Consider the following 15925-nt stretch of genomic DNA (forward strand, 5'->3'; position numbering starts at 1 on the left):
ATCCGTGACACGGCAAACCATTGATCCAACGCAGCGTTTACATCGGAACCAACGGCAACGCGACCGGAAAAAGGATGGTCGCTCTGGGCATGATGGAACTGGCCGCCCGACGATTCGGGCGAGTGGCTTTCTTTCGTCCCGTCGTTCATGTGGGCCCCGACGATGACCAAAGCATCCGGATGATGCGATCCCGCTACGGGATTGTCACTCCGGCCGACGAGATGTTTGGGGTGACGCGTGCCCAAGCACGTCAAATGCTGGCTGACGACCGCTACAGCGATCTGATTCAGCTGATTCAACAACGATTCAAAACACTGGAAGCGAAAGCCGACTTTGTCGTCGCAGAAGGCACCAGCTACCAAGGCCTGGCGCCCGAGCTTGAATTCGAGTTGAACGCGGACATCGCTGCCAACATCGGTTCACGTGTTCTTTCCGTTTACGCAATGGGGAATCGCTCGGTCGATGAATGCGTTCAATCCGTGTTGATCGGAAACGAAAGTTTCGTCGACCGAGGTGCTCAGTTGATCGCGACGGTCATCAACCAAGTCCCCGACGATCAATCGACGGCGTTGAACGCGGCAATCAAGACATCCAAACTCGACTCCAAAGCACCGCTGTACTTTCTTCCCGAGGAACCGCTGCTTCGCCAACCAACGGTTCGCGAAATCCAGGCTGGCATCGGGGCCAAACTGGTTTCCGGCGATGAGTCATCGCTCGACCGTGAAGTCGCGGTTCGCAAGGTCGCGGCCATGCAACTGCCGGGCTTCTTGGAACGTTTGTCCAACGCCGCACTGGTGATGACGCCGGGTGACCGCAGCGACATCCTGGTCGGCTGCGTGCTGGCGTGCTCGCAACCCGACGGACCATCGCCGGCGGCCGTCGTGCTGACCGGCGGAATCCTGCCGCCCCCCTCCATCCGCCGCTTGGTTGAAAACGCCAACGCATTGCCGATTCTGGTCGCCAGCGAAGACACTTACACCGTCGCCTCCAAAGCCGCCGAGGTTCGCGCTGAAATAGGCGACCATTCGCCGCGAAAAATCGAGTCGGCAATCGGTGTGTTCGAGCGACATGTCGACACGGACTCACTCGCTGATCAACTGCAAGCTCCCGTGGTCCCACGAATCACGCCAATGCTGTTTGAACACTCACTGATCCAACGGGCGCGACAGCAACGTGTCAAAATCGTGTTGCCCGAAGCGACGGAACCGCGAATCCTGCAGGCCGTCGATGTGTTGCGACGACGCGATGTGACCGACGTGATTCTGCTCGGCGATCCAAACTTGATCTCCGCGGCCGCGACTCGCGCAGGCGTCATGCTTCCCAACGACGGACTCGAGATCATCGATCCCGCAACCAGTCCGCTCAGAGATTCGTTCGCCAGCGAGTACTATCAACTTCGAAAACACAAAGGCGTCACCACCGACATCGCTCATGACCGCATGATCGACGTCACCTACTTCGGCACAATGCTGGTCCACCGAGGCTTGGCCGGCGGTTTGGTTTCCGGTGCGATTCACACCACCGCCAACACCATTCGTCCCGCGTTTGAATTCATTCGAACACGGCCCGATGTGAAGGTGGTCAGCAGTGTGTTTCTCATGTGCTTGAAGAAGGGGGTGCTCGTGTACGGTGACTGCGCCGTGATCCCCAACCCCACCGCCGAACAACTGACTGAAATCGCCATCAGCAGTGCCGAGACCGCGATCCAGTTCGGCATCGATCCGAAGATCGCCATGCTGTCCTATTCCACCGGCGAAAGCGGGCACGGTGAAGACGTCGAAAAAGTCCGCGAAGCGACAGCCATGGTTCGCAAACGACGACCTGATTTGTTGGTCGAAGGCCCCCTGCAATACGACGCCGCCGTTGACCCTGACGTGGCTGCCACCAAGATGCCCGGCAACCCCGTCGCGGGACAAGCCACGGTGCTGGTCTTCCCTGACCTGAACACCGGAAACAACCTTTACAAAGCCGTCCAGCGATCTGCCGGTGCAATCGCGATTGGCCCCGTCCTGCAGGGACTGAACAAACCAGTCAACGATCTGTCGCGTGGATGCACCGTGACGGACATCGTCAACACTGTCGCGATCACAGCCATCCAAGCCCAAACGGTGGCGTCATGAACATCCTGGTTTTCAATGTTGGCAGCACGACGCTGAAGTACGCGTGCCTTGACGCCGAAACTGAAGAAGTCACCGCGTCGGGGCTGGTCGATCGAATCGGACAACCCGGCGGCGATGCAATCAACCACGTCATGGCCGCAAAGATCGCCATCGACGAAGTCGGGCTGAACAACGTTGGCGTGATCGGGCATCGCATCGTCCAAGGTGGCGACCTGTTCCTGGGGCCGACCCTCGTCACAACTGACGTTTTGAGTCGGCTTCGCACGCTGGACACATTGGCCCCGCTGCACAACCCAGCCGCCCGCTCGGTCGTGGAGGGATTGGTTGAAATCGAGACACCCCAAGTCCTGGTTTTTGACACGTCCTACTTCGCCAGTCTTTCTCCCGCTGCCTATCGCTATGCCGTCCCAGAAGACTGGTATCAAAACCATGCCGTCCGCCGGTATGGCTTCCATGGAACGTCACACCAATATGTGACCGAAAAAGCGATCCAGTTCATCGGCGGCAACGATGAGTCACGGATCATCTCTCTGCACCTTGGTGGCGGTGCAAGTGCGACTGCATCGATCGGCGGTCTGGCCGTGGACACCTCGATGGGAATGACGCCGTTGGAAGGGCTGGTGATGGCGACGCGATCGGGCGACTTGGATCCAGCGATTGTGCTGCACATGACCGAACACGTTGGGATGGAACCGAGCGATGTCCGAGACGCGTTGAATCGCCAGAGCGGACTGCTCGGGCTGTGCGGCGACCCAGACATGCGGACGGTGCTCGACCGTCGAAAAACTGGCGACCCCGCCGCGACATTGGCGATTGACATTTACGTTCGCCGAATCATCAAAACAATCGGCAGCTACATCGCCATCCTCGGTGGCTTGGACGCGCTGATCTTCACGGCCGGAGTCGGCCAGCATTCGCCCGAGATTCGCTGGCTGGTTTGCGAATCACTCCAGCACTTTGGAATCTCGTTGTCTGAAGACAAAAACCAAGCCTGCTGCGAAGAAACAGCCGACATCTCCGCACCGGACGCTCGTGTTCGCACGCTGGTGGTCGACACCAACGAAGAACTGGCGATCGCAAGACTCGTCCGCAACACAACAAGGCGACAAGCCTAGAGTTTGTCGCCTTCACGGCGGCCGCCACCGTGATCGCTCGGCCGGCTCACAATGTTGTTCAAGAAGCTCCCGTCATGGATGAGCTTGCCAGCCAGGACATCCTCTTCCGTGATCTTTGACAAGAAGATCGTGTGCTGGCCGATCGTGCCGCGTCCCTGGTCGTAGACGATGTAGATGGAGCCGTCTTTTCCCAGCGTCGCCGACGGATAGCTGATTTGCCCATCGTCGCACAAAAGCATTTTGTGCGGGAAGGTTTCACCGTCGTCCTCACTGAGGTAGGCAGTCATCCGGGTGCGCGCAGTTTTGTGTTTCTGCAGCTCATGCTCCTCACCATTTTCATCAGTGAAGTGATAAATCCGCCGACCGCCTACGTCCTTCATTTGGACATCGTTTGCGACCAGCAACACCCTTCCTGATGGAAGTGTTTTGAGAATGCACTTCGTATTGATTGAGAACTGCATCGGGTAGTAGCCACCCAATTCCCAGGTCTTGCCGCCATCGAAGGATTCAGCAAACTTCTGCCCCTTCTTGGCACGGTAGAAAGTAAACAGGCTGCCGTCCTTTCGGATGATGGGCATCTGCTCTGCAAAGCCGGCGTCATTGTCGACGGGAAGTTCGGAAACGAACAACGGCTTGCCATCGACGCCTTCTTTCAAGAAACGAATCCGGACCTTGTCACGGACACCGACCAACTTGAAGTCGTCCATCGAACGCAGAATCGTTCCATCTGGAAAGATCAATGGCTTCATGACGGAGATATTCTTGTTCCCCAGCAACCGAGGCTCACTCCATGCGGTGTGCTCGTTTTCGGGATCCAACATGGTGAACTCCCACGCCGACGTGGCGAATTCATCGTGCCCTTTGAAATCGATGTTGCGAAGGCCGATGAAGCGAATCTGCCCCTGGGAATCCTTCCACAGCATCGGGTCAGACGCTCCTCCACCGAGAAGCTCACTGGGGTCGAAGACAAAGACTTCTTTCCAAGTCTTCCCGCCATCTGCAGAAGTTGAAATGACCGAGAACTGGTCGTGGTGAAAGGGCGCCCGTTCCGCTTGGACATTGGATCCAAACCAAGTTGCCCAGAGCCTGCCGCCATCAGAAATTTCAACCTGCGGACAACCTTGAAAGACCCGGAGGTTGAGACGGTGCCTGTGATAGGGTGGCTGTCCCTTGTGATTGATCTTGGTCAGCGAAGGTGGCGTCTTCCCCGTGATCCCATATGGGAATCTCTGCGACACATGATCGGATCCGGGCACGCTGGTGTCGCCCAAGACGGAGACGGGATCGACTGCTTGGGCGTGTAAGGTGCCAGTGTTCGACGAACAACACGGCAACAGATTGGTGGTGAAGCCGCAAGCCAACAAGAAGGTGATCGACTGACGAACAAACGAAACGAAGGTGGGCATGGCGTTTCCTTGGCTGTGATTCCTGACAGTCGACGGGTGGGAAGTCGGGAGAGGCTGGTCAAGGAACCGTGGGGATACCCCACATTCTGATACATCGCCACTTGAAAACAACCCGATTCGGACCGTCTCGCCGTCCGCCCACTGCTTGCAGCACCCAGCAGGGAACCAATCGCCATTCAGCTCCGGCGAGCTTGATCCCAAACGCTGCCTGTTTTCGGCGGGGCATCCGTTGGCTCCGCTTGCTTCTTTCCTTTCCGCTCGTCGTAGCTGATCGAGTCCAGGTACAGACGCTCCACTTTCGCGCGGGCCCACTCGGTTTTGCGAAGGAATTTCAAGCTGCTGTTGATGCTCGGGTCGTAACTGAAGCAGTCGATCCGAATGCGTTCCCCCAACCGGTCCCAGCCATACTCCTCGACCAAGTACTCGACCATCGCCTTCAGCGTGACGCCGTGCAACGGATTGTTGGGCTGGGATTTCTTGGGCTGGGCACTCTCTGAAATGGGCGCACTCTCTGGCATCGGTGGATTGCCAGACTCGGTCGCATTTTCAGACTCAGGCGATCGGTTGGACTCAGGCGGATTGGGCTGGGGATCATTCATGATTCCCAAAAGATATCGGAGAAACCGAGCCTCGCAATGACCGCCGACCAATCGGCTGATGACCGTCACCCGCCAACATCCACTCGCCAACGCACTCAACACCCTGTGCCCCTGAAAAAAGGAAGTTTCACGATTCCGCGCTCCACCACCGCCACCACGGGATCTTTTTAGAGAGTCGCCTTGAATCTCAAACCCTGGAGCACCTCTTCCCATGAACGCTCACCTCCCGAGCCGTCGGCTGCAAACGATGCGAGTGCCTCTGATCACGCCCATCGCCGTCTTGGCATCCGCCTTCCTTCTTTCCGCCGTCGCTCAGGCCGGCTACACCGTGCTCGGCGGAATGCCCGTCACCCAGGGACAAATGCGAGTCGGCGAGGACGATCTCGAGCAACTCAAGGCCAAACTGCCGGCCCCCAGCCCCAGCTTCACGCTCAAAGAGACTCGCGTGGAAGCAGACATTTCAGGCGTGTTGGCCCGCGTTCGCGTTTCTCAGGTGTTCCAGAATCCACATCCTGATCGGCTGGAAGCGTTGTACGTGTTCCCGCTGCCGGAAAACTGTGCCGTCGACGCCTACTCGTTTCAGATCGGTGAACGGGTGATCGTCGGCGAAGTCAAACGCAAAGAAGAAGCCCGTCAAGAATACGAACAAGCTCGCGACGAAGGCCGCAAAGCCGCCCTGCTGGAACAAGAGCGGGCCAACGTGTTCTCTCAAGCTGTGGCCAACATCCCAGCGAACAGCGAAGTGACCGTGCACATCGAATACGTTCACCCGCTGGAAATCGACGAAGATCGCTACGTCTTCCGATTCCCCATGGTCGTCGGTCCGCGTTACATCCCGGGAACCCCGGTGACTCGTCCCAACGTGGGACGCGGCTGGGCGGCGGACACTGACCAAGTCCTCGACGCGTCGCGGATCACGCCCGTTTCCCTTCCCGAAGGCATGCGAAACGGCAACGACGTGTTCGTCTCCGTCAAGATTGACGCCGCGATGCCGATCCAGCAAATCGTGCCGGTCACACATGAGCTGGACATTCAGCAAACCTCGGAAACCCATGCCGCTGTCACGCTGAAAAACCAATCCACGATCGCCGACAAAGACTTCATTGTCGAATATCGCTTGGCCGGAGACGACAGCACTCTGGCCTCGTTGACCCATCGCGAATCTGATGCGAAAGATGGCTACGTGATGTTGGCGTTGCAACCCAAGTGGTCGATCGAGCCAACCGAAATCATGCCCCGCGAAGTGATCTTGGTGCTGGACACCAGCGGATCGATGAACGGGCCCGCGATCAGCCAACTGCGTTTATTCGCGGACCATGTGCTCGATCACTTGAACCCCAACGATGAATTCCGAGTCATTGCGTTCAGCAATCGATCGACCGCGTTCCAACCCAATGCCGTCTCGGCGACGGACGCCAACATTCAATCCGCCAAACAATTCGTTCGCGGCTTGCGAGCGAGCGGAGGAACCAACCTGCTGCCCGCACTCAAGTTAGCACTCAGCGGCGAGGCAGACGAATCGGCACGCCCTCGCTACATGGTCCTGATGACCGACGCGCTCGTTGGCAACGACCACTCGATCCTTCGCTACTTGCGACAGCCTGAGTTCCAAGACGCTCGCGTGTTCCCCGTCGCATTCGGATCCGCACCCAATGATTACTTGATCAGCCGCGCCGCCGAGATGGGACGCGGGTTCTCCATGCAAGTCACCAACCAAGACAACTCGCCCGAGATCGCTCGCCGGTTCCATGAACTGACCAGCCAACCTTACATGACTGACCTGCAAATCGATTGGGGAGGATTGGTTGTCAAAGACCAAGTGCCTTCGCGGCTTCCCGATCTGTACGCAGGCAAACCGCTGATCGTATTGGGCCGCTACGACACACCAGCGACTGGCACGATCACGCTGAAGGGCAACGTGTCAGGCCAACCTGTTCAAATGGGAATGGAGCTCGAACTTCCTGAACAAGAAGCCGAGCACGACTCAATCGGTCCCGTCTGGGCTCGCCAACGAATTCGACAAATTTGGAACCGTGACGTCGGTGCCGAAACACCTGCGGGTCGCGCTGAGATCACCGAGTTGGGACTGAAGCATCAACTGATGACCCAGTACACGTCCTTCATCGCCGTCGAAAAGGAACTCTCCGATGCACCGCAAGGGCAACTGATCACCGAATCGGTTCCCGTCATGACACCGGAAGGCATGACCCAAGAAGCAGCCGGCCGATCGGTCGCCGCGGCGAAACCTGCTCCTCAACACCAAGCGTCCACGAACACCACACTCGTTGTGCCAGCCGCCTCTGCCCCGGCAACAGTCTCAACCCCGGCGCCCGCCTCCCCACCCTCGCCGGCTCCTCGATCGAGCGGCGGCAACTACGGGGGCGGCGGCGGTGGTGGAGGAGGAGGAGGACCAATTGGCCCGATCACCGGGATCGTTTCGCTCGGCGGTGCTGCCGCGGCAATGATGCGTCGACGCAAGTCACGAAGCAGCAACCAGGATGTGGTCCGATGAGTGCCGGTGAATCACTGATCGCAACGCTTCCCAAGACCAACGGCACATCGATCCCATCGATGTGCCGCCAGGGAAGCGTCTGGCTCCGGCAGATCCCTGTGACGCTGCTGGTGTCAGCCATCGCCATCGCGGCGTTCGCCTTCCCCAGCCTGACCGCTGGTTTGCAATTGGACTTTGCCTCCGTCGATTCCGGGCAATCGTGGCGTCTTCTGTCCGGTCACCTCACCCACTTCGGCGGCGGTCATTTGTTTTGGGACTTGCTGATGTTCGCGGTCTTGGGTGCCACTTGTGAAAGACAAACCCCACGGTTCTTTCCCATCGCACTCATCGCGATGTCAGTTGGTATCTCCGCGACCATCCTGTTCATGTGCCAAAACGTCACCACCTACCGAGGCCTGAGCGGAATCGACACGGGATTGTTTGTTTGGTTCCTCGCCAACCAAATCCGCCAATCAGTCGCCGACCGAGACCGCACGTTCACCTGTTTCTGGTCCGCCGCCGGAATCTTGCTCCTCGCCAAGCTTGGCTACGAATTTACTACCGGCGAAATCCTCTTCGTCAACGCCGAAGGGTTTCAACCGCTGGTCGAATCCCACCTCTCCGGCGCGGTCCTGGGAGCAATCATCGCGGGACTGGCGATGTTCTCAACAACGCGTCAAACATTCTCTGCAACCAAGTGAAACCATCTTGAGCAAACAACAGCTTCAGTCTTCCGCCGGGAGGGGCTGAAGTGTCCGGGGAGGCCTGAGGTGGCCGGGGAGGATTGCGTACTTGCTCCAATGCTCGGCCCTCAGCTCCCTCAGCCAATACCCACTATCAACTTCACCCTCCCCAAAAGCACGAACCACACCAGCTCATGCTACAGCATTGAAATGCGACGCCTGAACCCAACCGTCACGATCGCAGCGGTTATGATCGGCATCCCCCATTTCCATCTCAACGTTCACGCCAATCGATGGCAAGCAATTCGGAGTCAACATCATGACTGCCTCGCACACACTCGCCCAAACAACTCGGGCTTCCATCACCAACTTGTTGACTCTTTCAGGCCTGCTCATCGCCTTCCTCGGCGGCACCACGCTCGCAGACGAACCGCTGCGTCCTTGGGCCGAAAACCCTTGGTATTGGAGTTACCACGCCGAGCCCGTGTTGCTGTTAGGTGGCAGTGACGATGACAACCTGTTCCAGTGGCCGGAAGATCAACTCCATGCTCAGCTCGACCGCCTGGCGGCAGCGGGCGGCAATGTGATTCGCAACACGATGAGCGATCGCATTGACAGAGATTTTGAGGTTTTCCCATTCAAGCAACTTGAGAACGGAAAGTACGACCTCAACGAATGGAACGAAGAATACTGGAATCGCTTTGACCGAATGCTGACCGCGACTGCAGAGCGAAACATTTTTGTGCAGATCGAGATCTGGGACCGCTTCGACTACACGGACAATCGAGACAGCGATCGCTGGCAAGTCCATCCGTACAACCCGGCGAACAACGTCAACTACACCTACGATGAATCCGGGTTTGCAAAACGCTACCCGGATCATCCCGGTGCCAACAAACAACCGTTCTTCTTCACAACGCCCAAGCAGCGAAACAACCAAACCGTCTTGCGGATTCAAAAACGCTTCGTCAATCAACTGCTCAAGCATTCGTTGCCGTTCGATCACGTCCTCTATTGCATCGACAATGAAACCAATGGCGAAGAAGAATGGAGTCGGTACTGGGCGACCCACATCAAACAGCGGGCCGCGGAGGAAGGCAAGAAAATCTACGTCACTGAGATGTGGGACGATTGGAACCTGGACGCCGAACGACACAAACGAACGTTTGATCATCCGGAGCTCTATGATTTTGTGGACATCTCCCAAAACAATCACAACAAAGGCCAGAAACACTGGGACAATTTCTTGCATGTCCGGGAATACCTTGCCACTCAACCAAGACCGATCAACACCACCAAGACCTACGGAGCCGATGGCAACACATTTGGGCACAAGGATCAGGATGCCATCGAACGATTCTGGCGACACCTTTTGGCGGGGGCCGCCTCAATGCGATTCCACCGGCCCGATGCCGGCCTGGGACTGAACGACAAAGCGGTTGCCTGCATCCGAGCGGCTCGCAAACTGGAATCGCTCGTGCCCCTCTGGTCGATTGAGCCAATGAATCACTTGCTAAGCAACCGCAACGAAAACGAAGCCTATGCCGCCGCGAACAACGGTTCCGCTTGCGCCGTCTACCTTCCACGCGGTGGTGAAGTCGAACTGGATCTTTCAAAAGCGAAGGGGTCAATGTCCCTGCAATGGATCAACATTGAGACGGGGGAGTTCGGAGCAAAAACGCAACTCGCCAGCGGCAACAGCACGACGCTGAAGCCCCCCAGCAAACAGAACTGGGTGGCAGCCATCGTTGCACAATGATTGCTTCTTTCGGTCCATCCGGTTGGCCCCCCAATCAAAACCGTTCAAGCAATCGAAAAAATTGCGTGAACACCGCTCGACTCTCCCTCTGCGAGGCACAAACAAACTTCGCCTCTCAGGAAGGAGAGAAGATCGAGACTCCCGTTGGAAGCAGGCTGGCAGGAATCATTGAGTACAACCACATGAGCCGTGTGGGCGTTCACCCCGGTTGTGCGTGGGAACAGTGGCGGTTTCGAGCACAGTTCAAATCCCGAATGACTTCTGCTTAGCACACGGATTCTTTGATCCTCGAAACACCGAGCCGGTCGCGACAGAAAGTCGCAGCGATCTTTTTGGATTGGAACGAGGAGAATGATTGGGACACAATGAAGGTCGAAGTTCCACAGAAGCAAGCCGAAACTGGTCTGTTTTCTAAATTTGGCCAACCGTGGTTTTCCATTCCTTGACGTCCACTGCCGTTCGCCGTTGCGTGAGCATTGTCCTGCTCGCAATGTTCACCGCTGGACTGACAGGACTGCCGATTCCGCCACCGGCAACCCAAAAAGAAGGCCGCTTTCCTTGCGAGAATTGCCGCTGTGGTTGCTCCACAGCAGAGTATTGCTGGGCGAAATGTTGCTGTCACAGTGACCTGGAGAAACTCGACTGGGCTTACCAAAATGGGGTTTCGCCACCTGACTCCTTGGTCTCTCGCATTGCAAGAACCTCGACTCACCTCGCGGGAACTGGAAAATGTTCCGCCTCGGCAAAGACTTCCTGCTGCTCCAGCTCGAACAAGGTGCCCGATGTCGAGTCAACGGACCCAAAAGCAGACACCGTGCAATTGCGAATCATTCGATTCGAAGATGCCGCGAGTTGCCGCGGCATGCAGTGGAGATGGACCACCCTCTCAACCGCAATCGTGGATCAGACGGAACATTCGCCCGCCTCAATCGATCCACCACTGTTGTATTGCATGCCCGTGGCGAACGCTCTAGCGGAATCCAGGTTTGACATGCCCGAACCGCCCGTTCCCTGGCAAGTCGCTTCTTAGCATTCGCAGCCGGCATTTCGCTGGCTCCCCTCTCCTTGTTTCGGTGCACCATTGGGTTCAGTGCTGCGCCAGCACCATTCGTGCTGCGAATGATCTTCGCAGTTCGATTTCTGTGCTGCGTTGGCACATCCAAGGATCATAACTCACACCTGCATGACCTCCCTCATCGGTGCCCCACGACCTTCATCTCAAAAAAATTCCATCAGGCTACTCCTCTCCCATGAATGACATCCATCACCGTTACCGACAGCCTGTTCGCCTCGGCTTTACCTTGGTCGAACTACTCGTCGTGATCGCTATCATTGGGGTTCTCGTCGGACTGCTCTTACCCGCCGTCCAAGCAGCTCGCGAAGCGGCGCGACGTATGCAATGCAGCAACAACCTGAAGCAACTCGGCTTGGCATTGCATAACTACGAGTCAGCGCATCGGATCTTTCCCGGCCCCGCGTTCTCAACTGCCAACGCAAGTCAAGTCTACGGCTTCTCCACACAAGCCTTCTTGTTGCCCTACATCGAGCAAACCGGCGTTGAATCCATGATTGACTACTCGCAACCGCTCTATACCGGCGCCCAGAACAATCAAGTTTTCAATCCGGTTCATGAGAATGTCGCCAAAACTCCACTGGCGAGCTTTCGTTGCCCATCAGAACCTCAAGACCCGATTAGCTTCAGCGGCACAAATACTTTTGCTGGAACAAACTACGTTGTCTGCACTGGCTCGGGCACGGACAAAAATTACGATTCCCGACTGAAAACCGACGGTATGTTTTGGCGGGGCTCCAAAACAGGGTTTCGCGACATGCTTGATGGATCATCCCATACGCTTGTTTTCGCTGAAGCACTTATCGGAGGCGGTTCCACCGCTCTGGACCCGCCTCCTTCTCAAGCGATGCCGCACTACCGCTACATGGCCTCCTATCCCGGTGGACCAGGTAGCATGCAGGGACCTGGACTCGGTTTCAATGGCCTGCCTGGAGACAACCCCGTGCTGCAAACCGCTGTCGCGGGCGCCACCTCATGGGCTGGAAACCGATGCAACGCCTGGATTCACGGCAAAGATGCCGACACAGCTTTCAACGCTTATCCAAGCCCCAACGCCAAGACCTCCGACGTCGTCAAAAACAACTGGGGTTTTTTAGCTGCCCGCAGTTTGCATACCGGTGGCGTCAATGTCGTTTACGGCGACGGCAGCGTCCACTTCATCACCGACAGTGTCAACATGAAAACATGGCGTTCCATGTCCACACGCAATGGCCACGAAGTCCTCGACCAACCATAGACGACACGCTCTTGTGCGTGGCTCCAAACATCTCCAATCAGTCCATTCCAATGAAACAAACCATGAACCTCACGTTGAACGCTTCGCGTTCTCTTCTCTTGCTGGCAACTTTGGCGGCCACGATTTCAAGCGTCCCCGATCGCTGCTTTGCGGACACCGCGGATTCAACGCACTTTTACCTGGTCGGCGTTGGCCCAGGCGACGCTGACCTCATGACGTTGCGTGCTGCCAAGACGATCCAAAACGCTGATGTGATCCTCTGTCGAGAAGAACATGCAACAATCCTCCACGACTATCTCAAAGACAAAGAAGTCCATCACGAATTCTCGCACATGATTCCATACTTCAGTCGGGATCCTTCCCAGTACGAAGGGGAAGAACGCAAGCGGGCGAAGGACTATCAAGAGAAGCGTTCCAAGCTCGTGCGTCTGGTTCGAGACGCGGTGAAAGCGGGAAGGACCGTTGCGGTACTCGATTACGGCGACCCGATGATTTACGGGCCACGTGTGTGGATGCTGAAAGAATTCCAGGACTTGAATCCGCAGGTCATCCCCGGCCTCAGTTCTTTCAATGCAGCCAACGCGGCTCTTGGACTTGGAATCACCTCAGGTGGACATACAAAAAGCGTGACCCTGACCGCCGGTGATTGGATACCGGCAGAAGACTCGATCGAAAAACTCTCGGTTCACCGCAACACGATGGTCTTGTTCACGATGCGAGCAGAATTCAAACACTTCATCGACCAACTTGCGATCAACTACCCACCCCAAACGCCGATTGCAATTGTCCAACAAGCTGGCCAGACGGAAGGCGAAAAGATCATTCACAGCACGATTGGGACCGCCTTGAATGAAATCGATTCAAACGATCTACCCTTTGCGTATCTCATTTATGTCGGTGACTTCCTAAAGAATCGCTAACAGACTGTTGGTTTAAAACGTTTCGCTGATCGAACGATCAGCCGACGGGCCCTAGCCCATGGTTACCGAAGACGAACCGGACGCTGTCGCGGTCCGGCTGACGAAATCAACAGGCTGCTAAGGAACCGTTCGTCAATCACTTCGTCCTAGCGAAGTGACCCAAACCGCCCGGTGCGTCGCCGGAGCCTTCACGTCCTGCCGCGATCATTTGGCAAGGACCGAAGTCGTTTCCGAACGTTCCCTCAGCAGGTTGGCAGGAATCATTGAGTACAACCATGTGAGACGTGTGGGCGTTCAATCATCGGGGTTGCAAGTCGGCAGACACAGCGCAACTTCTTGTCACCTCTCCACCAACGAGGTCGTGCCGTTTGTTGATACAGGTATTTATGCTGCATTCGCGCACCGCACCTCTCCCAAACGCAGTTTGGGGGAGGTCGAGCCAGGCCGTTCAGGCCGATGCGAGGGAGGGGGCCGGGCATGGGAAGCGGCGTGCACTACCCTCCCCCGGAAATCTCGCTGAACGCTCACTTTCCGACCCATCCCAACTTGGAGGCCGTGCAGTTTTCTGGTGCTGGGTTTTGGCGGGTTTCTGCAGCAACCACCCATCACAACCCGACGCGTGAGCGAGGGACGCCCCCAACTCCCACGACGGCCCCATCCGGGGCGACCGTTTGTTTTCCGGCATCGGTCTCTCGGGGCTTCCGCCCCGAGCTAAGCATGACGGCCCCATCCGGGGCGATCCCCAGACGCCCGCCACCATTTATTTTTCGAACGTCCCAAGGGAGGGTGATAATAAACGCTTGGCAACACAGCATTTTGAATTGCACGAACTCTGCCACGAACGAGGTTCGCAAGATGCGACGAGGAAGGCATTGAAAAATGCGGCACGACCTCCGAACGTCGGGGAGAGGCAATAGCAGGCAGTAAACGGGACAAATAGATATCTTGAAACGGACTGCCAGAACCAAAGATGAAACAGACCAAACGCCACACATATCCAATGACTCCTGTTTAAATGACTCCTGTTTACCAGTGAACAGTGTTCCGCGATTGGCAAACCTCAATGCTTCATCGGCCATCAGGTAAGATGGGTCAGCAGGTCGGCAGCGGTCTTTCGGCACTGGAACAGTTTGCGAAACGTTGTTGCTCCCACGTCCAACCGCGGCGAGCGTCCAATCGGCTCACATGGTTGTGCCCGATCATTCCTGCCGACCTGCTTTGGAATCCCACCCCATTTCCTGCCGGAGTCGTCTCGTGCCCATTCATCAAATCCCTCAGTCTCGTCGCGGATTTCTCAAGACCACAGCAATCGGAGGTGGCACCGCGTTGCTGATGTCAGCAACGCAAACGGTCTCCGCTGCCAGCGACCAGGCCACCGTGCTCGCCCTGCTCTCGGACACCCACATCCCCAGTTCGCCCGACCTGACGGCACGTGGAACGAACATGACCGAGAACTTGCAACAGGTGATCAGTGAAGTCCTCACGCGAAAAACGCGACCGTCCGATTTGATCGTCAATGGCGACTGTGCGTACCTGAAGGGCTTGCCCGGTGACTACCAAAACTTCGTCCGTTGCCTGGCACCTGCAGAGCAAGCAGGGATTGCGTTGCACTTGACGATGGGCAATCACGATGATCGACAACCGCTGTACGCTGCCCTGTCAGGGCAGCGTCCCACTGCGACGGCGGTGATGTCGAAGCATGTCAGCGTTCTCGAAACACCTCATGCCAATTTGTTTCTGCTTGACTCTTTGTTCCGCGTCAACGTGGTGACTGGGGAACTCGGCGATGCCCAGATCGATTGGCTCGCCGAGCAACTGGATGCCCGCAGCAACAAGCCCGCGATTGTGATGACGCATCACACACCCCAGTTCACGGCGCCCAAAGAGGGCAAGCCGTGGAACGGGATTTCCGACACGGAAAAATTGTTGAAGGTCCTGGACAGCCGAAAGCATGTCAAAGCCTATCTCTACGGTCACTCGCACCATTGGTCTCACAGCCAACGCGGCCACTTTCACATGATCAACCTTCCGCCAGTGGCCTACTTGTTCAACAAGACCAGTCCCAATGGCTGGGTCGAAGCCGTGCTGACGGACGATGCGATGCGGTTGCAATTGCAAACCCTCGACCCCAAGCATCCTCTCGCGGGTGAAACGATCAAGGTTTCATTCACAAGCTGAACGCTCGCTTTCCGCCCCCTCCCGTTTCAGGCTGGTGATATCAGCCGGAACGCGATCGCGTCCGGTTCGTCTCCGGTAACCGTGGGCTAGCGGCCATCGGCTGATCGCTCAATCTGCAAAACGTACTAAATCAACAGCCTGGTTTGCAACGGGCTGGATTCGCAAGATGCACATGCAAGGTGTTCCGAAGCCGCACGGCCTCTGAGGGGCATCGCATTCGTTCGCAGGACGCACGGATTCGAAGGGGAGGCAGCCAGCGGTCGAGATTGCGCGCGATTTCGAGGGCTCGGCTCGGTTCGATCCCCCCCGAGGTGATCGACCACATCGGAAGAGAAACAGACAAAA

At 56.9% G+C, this 15925-nt stretch carries 10 protein-coding genes; 8 read left to right on the plus strand and 2 right to left on the minus strand.

Going from position 1 to position 15925, the window contains the following annotated elements; all coding sequences use genetic code 11:
* Nucleotides 1–20 precede the first annotated feature (20 nt).
* Both pta and UH5x_RS16160 read left to right on the plus strand, forming a co-directional pair.
* Nucleotides 21–2120: a phosphate acetyltransferase gene (gene pta / locus UH5x_RS16155; protein ID WP_047814583.1), complete on the plus strand. Its 2100-nt coding sequence runs from the start codon at nucleotides 21–23 to the stop codon at nucleotides 2118–2120.
* Nucleotides 2117–3235: an acetate/propionate family kinase gene (locus UH5x_RS16160; protein ID WP_482633019.1), complete on the plus strand. Its 1119-nt coding sequence runs from the start codon at nucleotides 2117–2119 to the stop codon at nucleotides 3233–3235. Before pta ends, UH5x_RS16160 begins: the two co-directional genes overlap by 4 nt.
* Here UH5x_RS16160 and UH5x_RS16165 read toward each other — a convergent pair.
* Complete coding sequence (locus UH5x_RS16165) at nucleotides 3232–4641, minus strand: exo-alpha-sialidase (RefSeq protein WP_482633020.1); 1410 nt, start codon at nucleotides 4639–4641, stop codon at nucleotides 3232–3234. The genes UH5x_RS16160 and UH5x_RS16165 overlap by 4 nt on opposite strands.
* Nucleotides 4642–4817: 176 nt before the next feature.
* Nucleotides 4818–5240, minus strand: coding sequence for a VF530 family protein (locus tag UH5x_RS16170; protein ID WP_482633021.1), 423 nt, complete (start codon nucleotides 5238–5240; stop codon nucleotides 4818–4820).
* Nucleotides 5241–5451: 211 nt separating this feature from the next.
* Here UH5x_RS16170 and UH5x_RS16175 point away from each other — a divergent pair, with 211 nt between their 5' ends.
* The 6 genes from UH5x_RS16175 to UH5x_RS16200 all read left to right on the plus strand — a co-directional run bounded on the left by UH5x_RS16175 (nucleotide 5452) and on the right by UH5x_RS16200 (nucleotide 15580).
* Entirely contained in the window at nucleotides 5452–7752 is a 2301-nt protein-coding gene (locus UH5x_RS16175; RefSeq protein ID WP_482633022.1) for a VIT domain-containing protein, read from the plus strand.
* A complete protein-coding gene (gene rrtA, locus UH5x_RS16180; RefSeq protein ID WP_047814579.1) occupies nucleotides 7749–8432 on the plus strand; it encodes a rhombosortase in 684 nt (227 codons plus the stop codon). Before UH5x_RS16175 ends, rrtA begins: the two co-directional genes overlap by 4 nt.
* Before the next feature lie 301 nt (nucleotides 8433–8733).
* Nucleotides 8734–10173: a putative collagen-binding domain-containing protein gene (locus tag UH5x_RS16185; protein WP_482633023.1), complete on the plus strand. Its 1440-nt coding sequence runs from the start codon at nucleotides 8734–8736 to the stop codon at nucleotides 10171–10173.
* A 1250-nt stretch (nucleotides 10174–11423) separates the two neighbouring features.
* Nucleotides 11424–12482: a DUF1559 family PulG-like putative transporter gene (locus UH5x_RS16190; RefSeq protein ID WP_482633024.1), complete on the plus strand. Its 1059-nt coding sequence runs from the start codon at nucleotides 11424–11426 to the stop codon at nucleotides 12480–12482.
* 62 nt (nucleotides 12483–12544) lie between these two features.
* The gene (locus UH5x_RS16195) at nucleotides 12545–13402 is read left to right on the plus strand and encodes an SAM-dependent methyltransferase (RefSeq protein WP_482633025.1); all 858 of its coding nucleotides are present in this window, start codon (nucleotides 12545–12547) and stop codon (nucleotides 13400–13402) included.
* A 1254-nt stretch (nucleotides 13403–14656) separates the two neighbouring features.
* Nucleotides 14657–15580: a metallophosphoesterase family protein gene (locus tag UH5x_RS16200; RefSeq protein WP_160311441.1), complete on the plus strand. Its 924-nt coding sequence runs from the start codon at nucleotides 14657–14659 to the stop codon at nucleotides 15578–15580.
* Nucleotides 15581–15925: the final 345 nt, after the last annotated feature.

Source organism: Rhodopirellula sp. UH5 (assembly GCF_056839225.1).

Coding starts and splice junctions, on each gene's coding strand:
- UH5x_RS16160 (WP_482633019.1), top strand. CDS start 2,117: ATGAACATCCTGGTTTTCAATGTTGGCAGCACGACGCTGAAGTACGCG.
- UH5x_RS16165 (WP_482633020.1), bottom strand. CDS start 4,641: ATGCCCACCTTCGTTTCGTTTGTTCGTCAGTCGATCACCTTCTTGTTG.
- UH5x_RS16170 (WP_482633021.1), bottom strand. CDS start 5,240: ATGAATGATCCCCAGCCCAATCCGCCTGAGTCCAACCGATCGCCTGAG.
- UH5x_RS16175 (WP_482633022.1), top strand. CDS start 5,452: ATGAACGCTCACCTCCCGAGCCGTCGGCTGCAAACGATGCGAGTGCCT.
- rrtA (WP_047814579.1), top strand. CDS start 7,749: ATGAGTGCCGGTGAATCACTGATCGCAACGCTTCCCAAGACCAACGGC.
- UH5x_RS16185 (WP_482633023.1), top strand. CDS start 8,734: ATGACTGCCTCGCACACACTCGCCCAAACAACTCGGGCTTCCATCACC.
- UH5x_RS16190 (WP_482633024.1), top strand. CDS start 11,424: ATGAATGACATCCATCACCGTTACCGACAGCCTGTTCGCCTCGGCTTT.
- UH5x_RS16195 (WP_482633025.1), top strand. CDS start 12,545: ATGAACCTCACGTTGAACGCTTCGCGTTCTCTTCTCTTGCTGGCAACT.